The sequence below is a fragment of the Kitasatospora sp. NPDC086009 genome (assembly GCF_044540385.1).
Lineage (GTDB): Bacteria > Actinomycetota > Actinomycetes > Streptomycetales > Streptomycetaceae > Kitasatospora.
This window is the reverse complement of record NZ_JBITSA010000009.1, coordinates 83517-98384: the sequence shown is the minus strand read 5'-3', so window position 1 is coordinate 98384 and position 14868 is coordinate 83517. Positions and strand designations below refer to the sequence as shown.

Annotated in this window: 4 protein-coding genes; 2 read left to right on the top strand and 2 right to left on the bottom strand. The window is 67.4% G+C overall.

The window, feature by feature from the left end; translation table 11 throughout:
- The first annotated feature begins 878 nt into the window (after positions 1-878).
- The gene (locus ACIF6L_RS22110; RefSeq protein WP_396489932.1) at positions 879-2072 is read left to right on the top strand and encodes a tyrosine-type recombinase/integrase; all 1194 of its coding nucleotides are present in this window, start codon (positions 879-881) and stop codon (positions 2070-2072) included.
- Between the two features lie 174 nt (positions 2073-2246).
- Here the strand turns inward: ACIF6L_RS22110 and ACIF6L_RS22105 are convergent, their stop codons facing one another.
- Together ACIF6L_RS22105 and ACIF6L_RS22100 are read right to left on the bottom strand one after the other, a co-directional pair.
- Positions 2247-2720 (bottom strand): hypothetical protein, encoded by a 474-nt coding sequence (locus ACIF6L_RS22105; RefSeq protein WP_396489930.1) that lies wholly within the window; start codon positions 2718-2720, stop codon positions 2247-2249.
- Between the two features lie 72 nt (positions 2721-2792).
- Complete coding sequence (locus tag ACIF6L_RS22100) at positions 2793-9980, bottom strand: RHS repeat-associated core domain-containing protein (RefSeq protein ID WP_396489928.1); 7188 nt, start codon at positions 9978-9980, stop codon at positions 2793-2795.
- 493 nt (positions 9981-10473) lie between these two features.
- Between ACIF6L_RS22100 and ACIF6L_RS22095 the strand changes: the two genes are divergently transcribed.
- Positions 10474-14682, top strand: coding sequence for a ricin-type beta-trefoil lectin domain protein (locus ACIF6L_RS22095; RefSeq protein ID WP_396489926.1), 4209 nt, complete (start codon positions 10474-10476; stop codon positions 14680-14682).
- Positions 14683-14868 lie beyond the last annotated feature (186 nt).

Below are 14868 nucleotides of genomic sequence, written 5' to 3'. Positions count from 1 at the left end.
CATCCCACCTTCGCAAATGCGCCAGCCTCTCCTATTGGGAAGAGGAGGCTGGCGCAGAATCAGGCAGCCGGAATTTCAGACGGGCGAAGTGTCAGAGTGGGCTGCCGACCCGGGTCCGCCGCCAACACGACGGCCCTCCTCACTTCGCCGATATGCTTTGCCGCTTCCTCGATCGTGAAACGGTCATCCGTAACGCGAGGAGGATTGACGTGGCCATAGGCGCCCTGCGCAGTCAGCTCTACGCCTACGCCGAAGGCATGGACGCACAGGATCCGAACCTCGACTAAACGTCCGACAAGGTCAGTGCTCATCTGCGCCCACTGCGACAGGGGGAGATCATGGATGTCTCGACCTTCTACCACGGCGCCCGCAGCTTCTCCTTGTTCAGCGTCAGACGATTGAAGAGGTCAATCTCTTCATGTGGAATCTCCTATTCCAAGCCGGGGCCGCCTTCATATGGAAGCCCAGGGCCGAAATGCTCCTCGCCCGCCGGGCAGCCTCTCAGGTGCCCGGCCAGTCTGCTGCTGAGCCGTCGGACCGGGGCTTCCGATTGGTGGTCCGGCTTACGCTCCCGGGCTCTGCGCGCCGAGTGGTCGGCGACCGTCGCCAGCGGGGCGGCAGACAGGAGCGGGCGGCGGTCACCGACCGCCGGCGCACGGCGACCCGCGTCAGCGGGACGCCCTTGATCAAGTAAAGAAACTCCGAACAGCTCACCCTGCGCTGCGTCTCCTGCTGCTCCGTCTGGTGCGGCTGGTTCAGCGTCGGCGCCTGCCTTCGTTCAGCCGGTCGTGCAGGCGCTGGACGCTGGCGGCCTGTTCTTCAGGCGTGTAGTTGCCACTGAGGCGCTTGCGCACAGCCGCTGGGAAGCCGCCGGGTACGTGCCGGCTCCCCGCAACACCCGCAAGCGCATCCGCGTCTACTGCACCACCCGCAAGGAAGCCTTGGCCAAGCTCACCGAGAAGATCGCCGCAAGCAACCGCGGCCTCCCCGCCTCCTCGGCGCTGGGCAGTCTATGCGCGTACCTGACGTACCGGCTCGATGCCGTCGCCGTTCACCACCTCCGCGAGACCACCCACACCCGCTACACCGCCTGCGTCCACCGCTACCTCATCCCCGGCCTCGGCAAGAAGAAGCTGGCCAAGCTCACGGCCAGGGACGTCCGCACCTGGCTCAACCAGCTCCGCACCACCTGCCAGTGCTGCGCGCGCGGCATCGATACGGCCCGTGATGAGCCCCGTTGCTGTGCCGCCGGGCAGTGCTGCCGCAGGCTGCTCTCTCCGCTGACCCTCACCTACATCCATTCCGTACTCAAGTCCGCCCTGGAGCACGCCGTCCGCGAGGAGGAGATCCCTCGCAACGTGGCCCGCAACGTCCGCACCGGCTCCCCACGGCCGCGACGCTTCGAACCCCTCACCGCCGACGAAGCCCGCCAGCTCCTCACCACCGCACACGGTCACCGGTTGCACGCGCTGTTCGAACTCGCCCTCCACACCGGACTCCGCAAGGGCGAACTCCTCGGCCTCCGCTGGGGAGACCTCAACCTCGACATCCGCCGAACCTTGCAGCGCACCACCGCAGGTGGGCTCACCACGCTGCCGACCAAGACACGGCTTCCGAGCGCCGCATCGCCCTACCCCCCCCGCTGTGTCCACTTGTTGAAGCTCCACCGCGCGCAGCAGCAGTGCGAACGGGAGTCCGCAGGCACCACGTGGCAGGACAGCGGGCACGTGTTCACCACCCCGCAGGGCAAAGCGATCGACCCGACCAACCTCACCCGCGCCTTCAACACGCTCCTCCGCAAGGCCGGCCTCCGCCGCATCCGCTTCCACGACCTCCGCCACTCGACCGCCACCCTGCTCCTGGAACAGGGCGTCGAACTCGTCGTGATCAAAGAACTCCTCGGCCACGCCCACATCGGCGTCACCACCACCGTCTACGCCCACGTCCGACTCCGCCTCCAGCGCGACGCCATCGACACCCTCGGCACCGCGCTCGGCAGCCGGGAAACCACCGAGACGGCCCGCTCCGGCGGCGACGAACCACCACCACCCCGCGCCACTGGCGTCCGCTGACGTTGCCGTCAACTACTGCCGTTAAACGCCAGATCAGCCCCGCCAAGCACAGCTCGGCGGGGCTGATCTTTGCCACTGCATGGTCCTTCTCATCGCGCGGCTGGGTCGAATCGGGTAACGAATCTCATGCGGTCCATGAGATCCAACGTTACGGAACCCGACACTTGAGACCCATCAGAAAGAACCGAAGAACCGGTCCCACCAACTCGGCTCCCCAGAACCGTGGAAACGCAAGAGAGTGGGCCCGCCATAGCTTCTTTCAAGAAGTTCTTCCGGAATCGTGATGTACCCCGATTCAGCGAGAACTTGCTCTACCTTCTCAAGGTCATTCGCATCGAGCTCGCCTTTAGCCTGCGCTTCATCCGTACCCAAGAAGGCGCCAGGGTTATCGGCCGCCACCATTGCCAATGGCTTGAACTTGCTCACCAGGGCAACAATCCTCGTCCCACAGACTGTGGCTTCCCCCGGCACTTCGATTCGTCCGTACTGCGCGGAGTCCTGGATGTCTCGATCGATTTCACAAGGCGTCGAGAAGCGAGAACCAACCTGCACAGCCAGACGGCTGAACGAAGCTGCAGCATCGGCCGCATTGTAGTCAGCTGGCGTTTCTGGACATTCGGGATCGTCCAAACGATGCAACAGTTCCATCAGATTCGCATCTCTCTCCATCAATCCTCCAATCATCGAATTCGCTAGACCTGGATCGGGTGAACCATTTCCTCAGTGCGGGAACGCTGTGAGAACCTTCCCAGTGAGAGGTTCGTAACGCACCAGCATTCTCACCCCTCCCACTGACCCGATCACATTCTGAACCGCAGGTTCGCCCTTCCTGGTCTTCAGGGTTCTCTCGGCATGCACAGCAGATCCCTTGTACCAGGTCCTTTGACTATTTGGACTCGTCACCACGTTAGCAACAGCATCCAAAATCTGGTCATCAGACCAACCCTGCGGGAAAGCGTCCTTACCGGGCGCCCCCGGGTACCTGTGATTATCAAGGATGTGATCCGCCCTCTCGTCACCAATCAGCTCCCGACCAATTCCGCAGTTGCTGTTGTGAACGAGTACCGGCGTTTCCCCCGCCAGCACATAGTACGTGTGGAGCAGGTTGACGGTGAGGTTGTGGGTAGTGACGGCGTAGGGGTAGTTGCGGACGGACTGGATGGTGAGGGTGGTGCCGTCGGGGCGGCGGAGGTGTTCGCCGGGGGTGAGTTCGCCGGCGTCGACCCACTGGCGGCGGGTCTCGCTCCAGTAGGGGTGGTGGTAGGTGGAGGTGATCTTCGGCTCGTCGGCGGCGGGCGGGCCGCGGGGGGTGGCGTCGTCGGTGAGGGTGAGGTCGGTGAAGTCCTTGTCGTCCGGGGTGGTGATGGTGGCGGTGACGGTCTCGGGGTGGGTCTCGCCGGTCTGGGGGTCGGTCGCCATGACGACGTCGCCCTCGTGGATGTCCTCGATGGACCTGAGCGTGCCGTCGCCCATCAGCACCTTGGTGCCGGTGGGGAAGCTGTTGCGCACCAGGGAGCAGCTGGAGGCGGCGTCATCGGCTTCCGACGCGACGGCTTTGCTTTCCGTTCCTGCCGCGTCCGTCGCCGTTTCCTTCACCGCCTTCTCTTCTGCGGCCTTGGCTGCGGCTCTTTCCGCCGCCTTCGCTTCTGCGGCCGCCGTCCTGGCTACGGCGACGGCTTGACTGGCCTCCGCTGCGGCGCGTTCGCCGGAGCGGATCATGTCGTAGGCCTTGTCGATCTCCTTGTAGATCTTGAAGGCCTTGATGCCGACCTTGATGGCCTTGAAGAGCTTGCCCCAGGGCACCGCGTTGAGCGCGGTGTTGACGCAGGCCATCACGTCGCCCTTGGTGAAGCAGTCCCGGGCGTCGTTGAAGCCGATCAGTTCGCCGATCAGGTCGACGACCTTGTGCACGATCTCGTCGCGCTTGCGCTTGCCCTCCTTGACAACCTGGTCGGCGGCGTCCTGCTTCGCCAGAGCCTTCTGCACCCCTGCGTCAGGCGGCTCGACCGGGCCGGGAGGGCTGTAGATGAATACCGCATCGACCGCCTGGCCATTCGCACGAGGCTCGTGGTTGTTCCTGCACTCGTCGGGGTTGTCACAACCGACCTTCAGGCCGTTGGCGTCCGATTTGTTGATGGGGCTGTTGTTGGCGTACGCGTACGCGTTCCATTGCTGGGGGTCGCCGGCGTCCGTGATCGGGTCGGGGCTGATGAAGCGGCCCGTCTTCGAGTCGTACTCGCGGGCGCCGAGGAGGGTGAAGCCGGTGGCCTTCTCCTTGGTGCCGCCGACGAAGCCCTTGTCACCGGCCCAGATCCCCGCGCCCGGCTGGGCGCCGCGCTCGTTGCCGAACGGGTCGGTGGGCCGGCGGACCTGCGAGAGGTCGTAGGCGTCGAACTGGACACCGTTGGTGCCGTGCGGGTCCGAGCTCTGGTAGGCGAGCGTGGACGTGCCGTCGGTGGTGGTCCGCGTGATGGAGAGGCCGTTGGGTGCCCCGTACGAGCGGACGTTGGTGACCACCCCGGTCGTGGTGTCCAGCGTGAGCTGGTCGGCGCCGAGGTTGAGGGTCGTCTTCCCCGGGTCTCGGCGGATCAGCTGGTTGCCGGAGACGTCGTACAGGTAGCTGGTGCCGGCGCTCTGCCCGGTCCCGGTGATCTGATCGAGCTTGCCCTGGGCGTTCCACGTCAGGGTCTTGGTGCCCGGGGTGTCGGTGACGGACGTCGTATTGCCCGCGGCGTCATAGGTGTAGGAGGTCACCGCGGTCCCGTCCGGGCCGGCTTCCGTGGACTTCATCAGCGCGTGCGGACCGCCGGTGCCGCCGCCCGTACGTGGATCGGAGGACGGGGTGTTCGGACCGCTGCCGAACGTCTGGGTGGTGACGACATCCTTGCCGGTGTCGCCGTCGACGTCCTTCTTGACGAGCTTGGTGCGGTTGCCGATCAGGTCGTACTCGTACTGCTGCCAGTACGGAGCCGGGCCGCCCACACTCGGCCTGCCGGCATTCAGGTCCGGGCCGTTGGCGTTGGCGCAGGAGCCGACCGCCGGGACGTTCGGCTGCGACAGCGTCGTCTGCGTGCCGGTGTCCGTCCAGGCCTGGGTCAGCCTACCGAGGTAGTCGTGGTTGAAGCACTGCAGGTCGGCGGCCTCACCGTCCTGGGCGTTGCGGGCCGAAGTGACCTGGCCGAGCGCGTTGTAGGTGTAGTCGACGACGTCGACGCTCGCGGTCGGAGCGTTCTCCTTGTCCAGGATCGAGCGGGTGACCCGGCCCGTGGCTTCGTCGATCATGGTTGTGGCGACGAGATTGGCCCCGCCAGGACCGAGTGTCGTGCGGAACGCCCGTCCGTAGGGGTCGTACCGGACTCCGGCGATGAAGGTGGTCGACGGATCGCCACCGACCGTGCTCGACATCGCGGTCAGCTGACCGACGGTGTCGGTCGCGAACTTGAGCCGCTCTCTGGGCAGGCCCGCCACGGCGGGCATCAGGGTGTTCGCCAGCCGACCGGCCTTGTCGTACGTGTTGTCGGTGAGATAGGTACCGGCCAGCTTGCCTTCGACCGCCGGAACCGTGGTCTTGGCCCCCGACTCGCGATAGCCGATGTCGTAGCCGGTGATCTCCGACTTGTACGCTGCTCCGCTCGCACCGCCGACATACCGGGTGCTGGAGGTGGGCTTGCCGAGGGCGAGACTGTCGTAGGTCCACCCCGCGACCTGCTTGGCCGGGTCGACGGCCGGACCTTCGTAGGCCGCGACGGTGCGACCGAGCAGGTCGGTGACGCTGGTGGCGCTCTTGCCCCGGGAGTCCGTGACCGTGACGAGGTTCCGGCTGTCGTCGTAGGTCGTGGTGCCCGTTCCCGAGTCGGGGTCGGTGCCCTTCACCGGGCGGCCGAGCAGGTCGTACTCATACGTCCAGAGGTTCCCGGCCGCATCCCTGCGCCAGGCCTCCTTGCCCTCAGGCGTGTAGCCGTACGTCGTCTCGTCGTACGCACCGGTCGGGGTGTTCGCCTTGTACTGGCGAAGGGCGACGGTGTTCCCGCGCCCGTCCATGACGGTCGCGGTCGCGTACCCCCCGGTCGGCGGGATGGTGCGGATCTCGTCCGCCCCCGCGTACTCGGTGCGGCTGCGCCACTGCTCGATGCCGTGGGACTGGAAGATCGAGTCCGTGACGCGGCCCATGCCGTCGTACTTCTGCACGGTCTGCGACGGGATCTTGCTGTCCGGGGTCACCCCGCCGTTGGGCAGGAAGAGCTGGCCGCTCGGGGCCGCCTGGTCGTTGTAGTACGCGGCGCTGGTCTTGGTCTGCCAGCTGTGGGAGTCGAACAGAGCATCGGTGATCATGCGCCCGGCGACACCCGATGGAGCGCTGGCCTGGGTCTGACGGATCCGGCCGAGGCCGTCATAGATGGTGTAGCTAGACGTGTAGGTCTCCAGGTCGCCCATCAGTGCCTGGGTGAGCACCTGCGAGGGTGCGTTGGCTCCGTTGACCGCATAGGAGAACTTCCGGTTCGGGCGGTTCTGGTGCGTACTCCGGTCGTTGCCAGGGCTCCAGCCCGCGACCGAACGGCCGAGTCCGTCGAACTCCTGCTCCGAGACGCGCCCGTTCTCGTCCCGGATCCTGAGCGCTGAGCCGCGGCCGACGTCCAGGGTGGCAACGGTCTGCCATCCCATCGGGTTGGTGTGGGTGATCTGGGTCGGTAGCTGGCCGGAGGCCGGCGAGTAGGCCGTCCTGGTCTCGGCGCCGGTGGCATGGGTGGCGTCGGTGCGACTCGGGTCGACGGTGCTGACGACTCGGCCGTAGGCGTCGAAGCTCGCTCGGGCCGTGGGCTTGTAGACCGGCTTTCCGGAGGTGTCGTAGCGCTCCAGTACCTCGGTCGCGGTCTGCTCGGCCTTGGCTCCCGCCTGACCGAACGGCAGCCCGTCGAAGTAGGCCCGGGTATCGGCGACCGTGTTGTCCTTGGTGGCCGTCGGACCGCAAGTGCCCTTGAGTACGACGGTCCGCGACGCGAGTTGGCTCGCCGCACCACCCGGACCGGTGGCGTAGCTGAACGAGGTGCAGAGCAACTGCTCGGGGTGGGCCAGATCGCCGTTGTCCCTCACGACGGTCGGCCGGGAGAGCAGGGTGTCGTCGTAGTCGGTGGACTTCTCGCTCGTGCGCCAGCCGTTCACCAGCTTCTCGCGGCTGGTTACCTTCGAGGTATTGACCGCCCTCGCGGTGAGGGCCGGCATGCCTCCGGACTGGGTGCGGGTCGCTGTCACGGCGCCGAGCCAAGGGTCCGAGACCACCGTGGAGACGATGCTTCCGTTCTCCGCTTCGTAGTTGGCGGTGTCGCGGATGTACCCGGCGAGAGCGTCCTGGTCCTTGATCGTGCCACCATGCACGTCAGCGACGTCGACCGTCCGCGTGGTTCCACTGGCCAGGATGTCGCCGTCCATGCCGCGCATGAAGGTCGAGACGGTCTTGGTCCTGGGCGCCTCGAGGTCACTGCCGTTGCCGGAGAGGGTGGTCACCGTGGCGTAGCCGCGGAACTGGTCCCAGGTACGCGCCTTCGGATCGGCGAGCTCGGAGTCGTTGCGGTGCCAGGCCGCTCCGCCGCCGTACACGTAGTTGGTGACCACGGAGACGGCGCCCGCGACCGTGTCCTGCGAGGAGACGGACTGGACGACGATCTTGTTGAACCAGTCGTTCACCGGATCCGGCGCGGACTGCCCCGGCAAGTACCACTTCACCGGCATGCAGGCCATCGTGTTGCCGTCCTCGGACGACGGCATCCGGCCGGCCGCACGCGAGCATTCGGCAGGTCCGTAGACGACGTTGATCAGACCGCCGGTCTCGGTAGTGATCTTCTGGATGCGCGGACGCTTGAAGGGCTCGACGGATGCCGAGGTGCCGTCCGGACGGACGATCCTGCCGTCCACTCGGTTGGCGATCTGCAGCGGCTCGAAGAAGACCTCGGGCAGCGTGATCGGAGCCCTCCCGTTGCTCCCGGTGCGCTGGACGGAGTCCAACCAGAGCGCCGGCGAGGTGCCGTCGCCCGGGTCCTGGAACGACTGGTTGAGGGCGAAGGAGTCGACCGGCCGGAACGCGGAGCCGTCCCAGACCTCGGTGTCGATCTTCGTCAGGCGCTTGGTTGACCAGAAGGTGGGCGAGTAGACGGTGCACTCACCGCTCGCGTCGCAGTTCTGGTCGATCGGAGTGTCCGGCCAGAACTTCGCGTTGGACTTGGTCCGCTGGGACGGTTCGCAGGTGATGTCACCGCCCGGCAGGCAGCGCTCGGCCGTGCGGAACCACACCTGGGCGGCCGGCTTGGCCGTGCCCTTCGCCGCGATCTGGTCGGGCAGTCGCTGACCGTAGCCGACCCAGACCGGGTAACTGGCGCGCTGGTACTGGACCCGGGGGCCGTTGCCGTCGTTCTGGCCCCCGCCCTGGACGTAGTGATTCTGCTCCTGCTCGTAGCGGTAGCTGATCAGGTTCTGGTGCGGGTCCACGACGTAGTCCAGCGACCACTGCCAGCCCATCTGTGACCAGGAGCCGGTGGCCGGCGAGCCCGACTTCAGGCACGGGTCCTGACCACCGGGCCAGTAGACCGGCACCGCGGAGACCGAGTTGCTCGCCTGGTCCGAACCGTCGCCGCCGGGCAGGTGGTTGGCGCCGAAGTAGAACTGGGTGCCGTCGACGGTCGTGACCCGCCAAGCCTCGCCGTTCCAGGCGCCGTTGTTCCGATCGGTCAGCCGCTCGACCTTGGTGCCGTCCTCGCCCTTGAGGTGCCACTCGCAGGATGTGTCGTCCCGGACCAGCAGTCCGGCATGGCCCGCGAGGGAGAGCTGGAGCAGATCACCGCCCCAGCACTGGTCGCCCGACTTGTCGATGCCGGCGTCCTTGCACCCCTTGTAGCCGCGGGTGATGGAACCCGGGTGCCACTCCCAGCCCTCACCGACCCAGGACGGCTGGGCATTGGTGGATGCCGTCTTGCCGTCCGATGCGGAGGAGTCGTAACCGAGCGAGACGCTGGGCGCGGCGCCCGCGAGCGCGGAGGGCAGCTCGACGGTGTAGCCGTAGGTGAAGTTACCCGCGTTGACTCCGGCCTGCCAGGAGGCCGATGGCGTGATCGGCGAGGCGGCGAAGTCGCCGGCGCTGCCGGCAGAGGCGGCCTCGACCGCGAGCGCGATCGCCGGGCCGCCTCCCGACTGCGGCGCGGCGAAGGCGCTGGAGGAGAGCGACTTACCCGAGGCGGCCGAGGTCTGCGGCACGTCGACCTCGACGAGCAGGCGGCCGGACTCGCCGTCACGCTGGGAGGGTACGGGCGTGCGCCTGGTGCAACCGGGCAGGCCGGGTGTGGTCAGGGCGCAGCCGGGCAGCTGCACGACGTGGACACGGGAAGCCCAGTCGGCGCCGGCGTTCTTCGCCCAGGAGGTGGTGTCGATCCCGACCTGGACGCGACCGGCCGCACCGCCCTCGCCGGCGTCGGTGAGGGCGACCAGCGCGCCGTTGACCCCTGCCGCGTCGGTTCGGCCGCGGTCGGCCACCTCGACCTGGAGCGCGGCAGGGCCTCCCGGGGCCGGGGCGAGCGGCACACTCTTGGCCGCCTGCTTCGACGTCTGTGTCCGGGCGACCCAGACCGGCAACGATCCGACCTGAACGGGCGAGGAGGCGGTGGACCCGGAGGCGGCGTTCGCCTCGGGCTGCGCCGGAAGCGCCTTCCCGGCGGTGCTTTCCAGCACTGCGACGGCTCTGCCGGACGGCGGGCTCGAGTCGGCAGGCGGTGTCCACTTGGCGCCCGGGTCGGCCCGATGACCCGCCACCTTGGCATCGGTGCCCGTCACCGGCTTGGTCACCGGCACCGGGGTGTTCGGCGGTTCCCAGATCTTCTCGTCCTTGACCGCCTTGGCAACCGCTTCCGCCGAGGGAATCGTCACGATTGACATCAGAACCGCCAAGGCGGCTGCCGCGGCAACGCGCGAGCGATGTGGTCGGGTGAACAAACGTGCACGTCGGGACAACTGATCCCCCCACAGAGTGCCGAGGCCCCGAAAGGCCCATGCATCAGCCCAGGACATCCGGCACCCTATGTGCACTTGTTCGATCACAGGTAGTAGTTTTCTGGGTTCGTCGGATGTGATCAGAGTCACTTCGCGGCCAATGCATCACCAGCCGAGACAACCCGGACACCCTGTCGACAAAACGCTTTGACAGCGAAGCGGACGTGAAGGCAGCGTGCGGACGACCCTGCTCACTTCACTCGGATGACAGGTACTCATGCCAAGGTCAAAACCGTCCGTACTCATGTCTCGCAGGCGAACTACGGCAAGTCGGACGTTCGGGGCAGCATTTCTCCCACTCGCCTGCGCCTCGGCCCTCGCCCTCGGCACCACCGTGCTGGTTGCCCCTCAGACGGCGGCAGCCGCTCCGGTGGCCGATCGCCACCACGGACCCGCCGATCCCTCCTGGCCCGCTCACCCTGCCAAGCCGGCGCAGGGCGAGCAGGCGGCGGCCGTCGCGAAGGCGATGGCTCAGGCGAAGAGCACCGGCAAGCCCGTCGTGGTCGACAGACTCACCAGCGCGGGGAGCCTGACCTCGGCCAACCCCGACGGAACGCTGACCACCGACTCCAGTCCGGTGGCGGAACGCGTCAGGAACAACGACGGAACGTGGCGCGCCATCGATGCGACCCTGCGCACCGCGTCCGACGGCACGTTGACTCCTGCCGCCGTCCCCTCCGCGCTGACGTTCTCCGGAGGCGGCAAGGGTCCGATGGCGACCATGACGACGTCGGACGGGAAGAAGCTCGCGTTCAAGGCTCCCTTCGACCTCCCCAAGCCCCAACTCGACGGCGACAGTGCCCTGTACCGGTCCGTCCTGCCGGACGTCGATCTGCAGCTGAGCGCCACCGCGGCCGGCGGCTGGCGGCAGGTTCTGATCGTCCGTACGGTGACGGCGGCGGCCGACCCTCGGGTCAAGCAGCTCCACCTGGACGTCTCCGGCGACGGTCTGATGGTCAAGGCCGACACACACGGCAACCTGACGGCCGAGGACGCCGAGGGCAAGGTCAGGTTCACCGCCCCGGTCCCGGTGATGTGGGACTCCGCAGCCGCACCGGCCGCCGCGCAGCCGACGACCCTCGGAAAGTCCGCCGAGGCACCGCAGGCGGACAGCACTACTGGCCCGGTGCCCTCGAGCGCGGAGGCACCCGGCGACCATGCGAAGATCGCGCCGGTCGCCACAACCGTGAGCGGCAGCGGGATCGACCTGGTGCCCGACACGACGGTCCTCGGACAGGGCACCGGCCCCTGGTACATCGACCCGGGTTGGAACCCGAGCGTCGACAACGGCGCCCAGGCCTGGGCCCAGGTCCAGGAGGGCTGGCCGGACAACCCGGAGTACAACGGCACCGTCTACGACCAGGACAAGCCGGCCGCCGGGTACTGCGACTACGTCGACAGCGCCAACCCCTGTGAGCGGAAGGGACGCGAGCGGGCCTACTTCCAGCTCGGCCTCGGTTCGCAGTTCTGGAACTCCACGGTGCTGAACGCCACGCTCTACGCCAACGTGGTGCGCTCGTCCAGCCCCAGCACGTCCACGCCGATGAACCTGTACTCGACCGGCTCGGGCAACGACAACCCGATCAACCAGTGGACCCGTTGGAACGCCCAGCCGTGCGGCAAGGGACCGATCGGGGCCGCCTGCTCCAAAATCACCACGACCTGGCTCAAGGGCACCGGCGGGGTCGAGTTCGACGTGACCTCCCTGATGGCCCGGGCGGCCGCCGAGAAGTGGGGAGGTTGGACCTTCGCCTTCTCCCCCGATGACGAGACCAACAAGTACTACCGGCAGCGGTTCGCCAACAACCCGCACGTCGTGGTCACCTACGACATCGCGCCGCTCGTCAGCACGCCGGCGACCAGCCCCACGCCCGGCTTCGCCGAGGATGCCGTCTTCGATGCCTGCAAGACCCGCGGCACCGTCAATCCCTGGGAAAACCCGGGGTGGATCGGAGCCAACACCGACATCAACATCAGCGCCGACACCTGGTCGCCGACCGGCCAGCAGCTCTGGACCACGTTCAAGATCTGGGACGACGACGACGGCGGCTCGTCCAAGACATACGAGACCGGGTGGGGTGCCGGCTCCGGTCGGGTCAACTTCGACGTCGGTTCACTGATCGACGGCCACCAGTACGGCTGGTACGGCGTGACCGACGACGGAACACTGCACAGCGGGAACACCGACATGTGCTTCCTGCGCATCGACCGGACGCCGCCGACCGCCAGGATCACCTCGACGGACTTCCCGGAGTCGGGCACGCTCGGCGGCCATCCGAAGCTCGTCGGCCAGGAGGGCACGTTCACGCTCACCGGTACCGACTCCGCGCCAGCCACCGGCGGTCGGTCGTCGGGTCTGGCGTGCGCCCGTTGGACCGCCGACCCGGTCCAGGCCGCGGCCACCGGATGGAACTGCAACGACGGCGGAAACATCGTCAAGATGAACGGTGCAGGGGCCTACCAGCTGTCGCTGACGCCGTGGCGCTGGGGCACCAACTTCCTCTACCTGCAAACCCAGGACAACGCCGGCAACATGTCCCAGCCCGTCGCGTACACCTACTACGTCCCGCACAACCCCGCCGGCCCCGCACCGGTCTACGGTGACCTCGACTACGACTCCAACCCGGACGTGTTGCTTCCCGATGGCGCTGGGAACCTGCGGCTGACGGGGGCCGGAACGGACCCCCACAGCGCGGCGGGCGCCCTGAACGCCGGTGCACCCGGCGGTGGCGGTTGGGAGGGCGTCGACGTCACCCACCGCGGCTCGTTCACCGACCAGAACTACGACGATCTGATCGCACACGTGCCCGGGGATCCCATCGCCCGCCTGTATGCCAACGACGGAATAGTCGGACGTTTCGACAGTCAGGCCAACGTCGAGCTGCTCAAGCCCACGGAATGCATGCTGGCGGATGCCACACCGATATCCTGCGCCGACTACGGCGCCGGGACCAACTGGTCGACCGTCACGCAGATCGCGGCTTTCGGCTCCCCCGAAGGGGACACGCCGATCAAGCGTGGCACAGGGCTGCTGGGCCTTCCCCGTACCTCCGTGCTTTACATCGACAACGGCAGGTTGTGGCTGGCTCGTGCGGACGGCACTCAGCAATTGGGGTCGGCATTCCTGCTCTCTCAGAACAACCAGGACTGGAGCTCCTACGACCTGATAGCCCCAGGACCCGCCAAGGGTTCGGACACGCCTACCCTTTGGACCCGTTCGAAGGTCGACGGCACCATCCACGCGTATGCGTTCAAGAAGAACGGCTCCACGTTCGACGCCGCCGCGTTCGCCGACCCCGCCCAGGGCTGGATCGGCGGTGGCTTCGATGCGAAGCTGTACCCGAAGGTCGGCAGCGACGGTGACCTCACCGGTGACGGAATCCCCGATCTCTGGGCTGTCGACACCAACAAGCAGTTGGTGGTCTGGAGTGGTGTCGGCTCCACGTCCGCAGGCACCCCGAAGAGCGGCCCGACCGTCACCGGGCTGGCCGCGGAACCGGTCGTGCTCGGCAACCTCAACCGGCCGATCGGCAACTGGCTGGCCGCCCCGAACGGCACCGACTCCGTCACCGACGGCCAAGGCCGGACGAACGCGCACGCCGATCGGGTCGGCTGGGTTCAGGACACCGTTGGCGGCCGCAGCACCACGGTCGCGCGGTTCGGCCCTGCGGACAGCTCGGTGATCACCATGTCCGGCCCGGTGGTCGACACCCGCAAGAGCTTCACCGTCTCCAGCTGGGCCAAGTCCGGCTCCGGCGGGGGTGTGGTCGCGAGCCAGGACACCGCCCACGGCAGCAACTTCATGCTGTACAGCGAGGGCGCGGGGCGGAACTGGGCCTTCGCACTCGCCTACGGCGACGACGACAACTGGCCCTACCACTGGACGAGCGGGACGAACGCCTCAGCGGCGGTCCGGCCCGGTGTCTGGACCAGGCTCACCGCCTCGTACAACGCGGGTACCGGACTGATGTCGCTCTACGTCGACGGTGTGCTCGCCGCAACGGGCTACCACAGGTCCAACGAGAGCCCGCCGTCCTCCGGGCCGTTCATGCTCGGCCGGTACAAGTACCAGTCGGCCGCGAGCACCAGCTTCGACGGGAGCATCAGCGGCACCGCCGTCTACCCGTTCGCGGTCGGACCGGCCGCCTCCGGCGCCAGGAGCACCGTCCAGTCCGCCATCAACCCGTCGATGTGCGCGGACGACGCCGGTTTCGGGACCGCCGACGGCACCCCGATTCAGCTCTGGGACTGTCACGGTGACACCTCCCAGCAGTTCTCGCTCGGCAACGACGGGACGGTCCGGGTGCTGGGCGGATGCTTGACGCCGGTCGGAGCAGGGCGCGACAACGGCGTGAAGATGGAGTACCGCACCTGCAACGGCACCGAATCGCAGAAGTGGATCCCGCTCGCCGACAACACACTGTTCCACCCGGATTCCGGCCGTTGTCTGGACCTGCCGGGCTGGAGTGCCACCAACGGGAACCGGCTGCAGCTCTGGGACTGCCACCCCGGCGCGTCCCAGCAGTGGATCGTTTCCGCACTGAGGACAGCCGTCCTCCCCGCCCCACCGCTGTCGTGATGCCCGGTTCCCGACCGGGAGCATGAGCAGCCCCCGGGTCCGTTCCGCCGAGTGATCGGCCGAACGGACCCGGGGGTTTCCGGCAGCAGGGCGAGGAAAGTACAAAAAGGACAAACTTGGCATACCCGTCGGTGACGTTGACACCGGCATGGCCAACTGGTGGGCTTTGGCGCGTTGTGGTCGATG

Coding starts and splice junctions, on each gene's coding strand:
- ACIF6L_RS22105 (WP_396489930.1), bottom strand. CDS start 2,720: ATGGAACTGTTGCATCGTTTGGACGATCCCGAATGTCCAGAAACGCCA.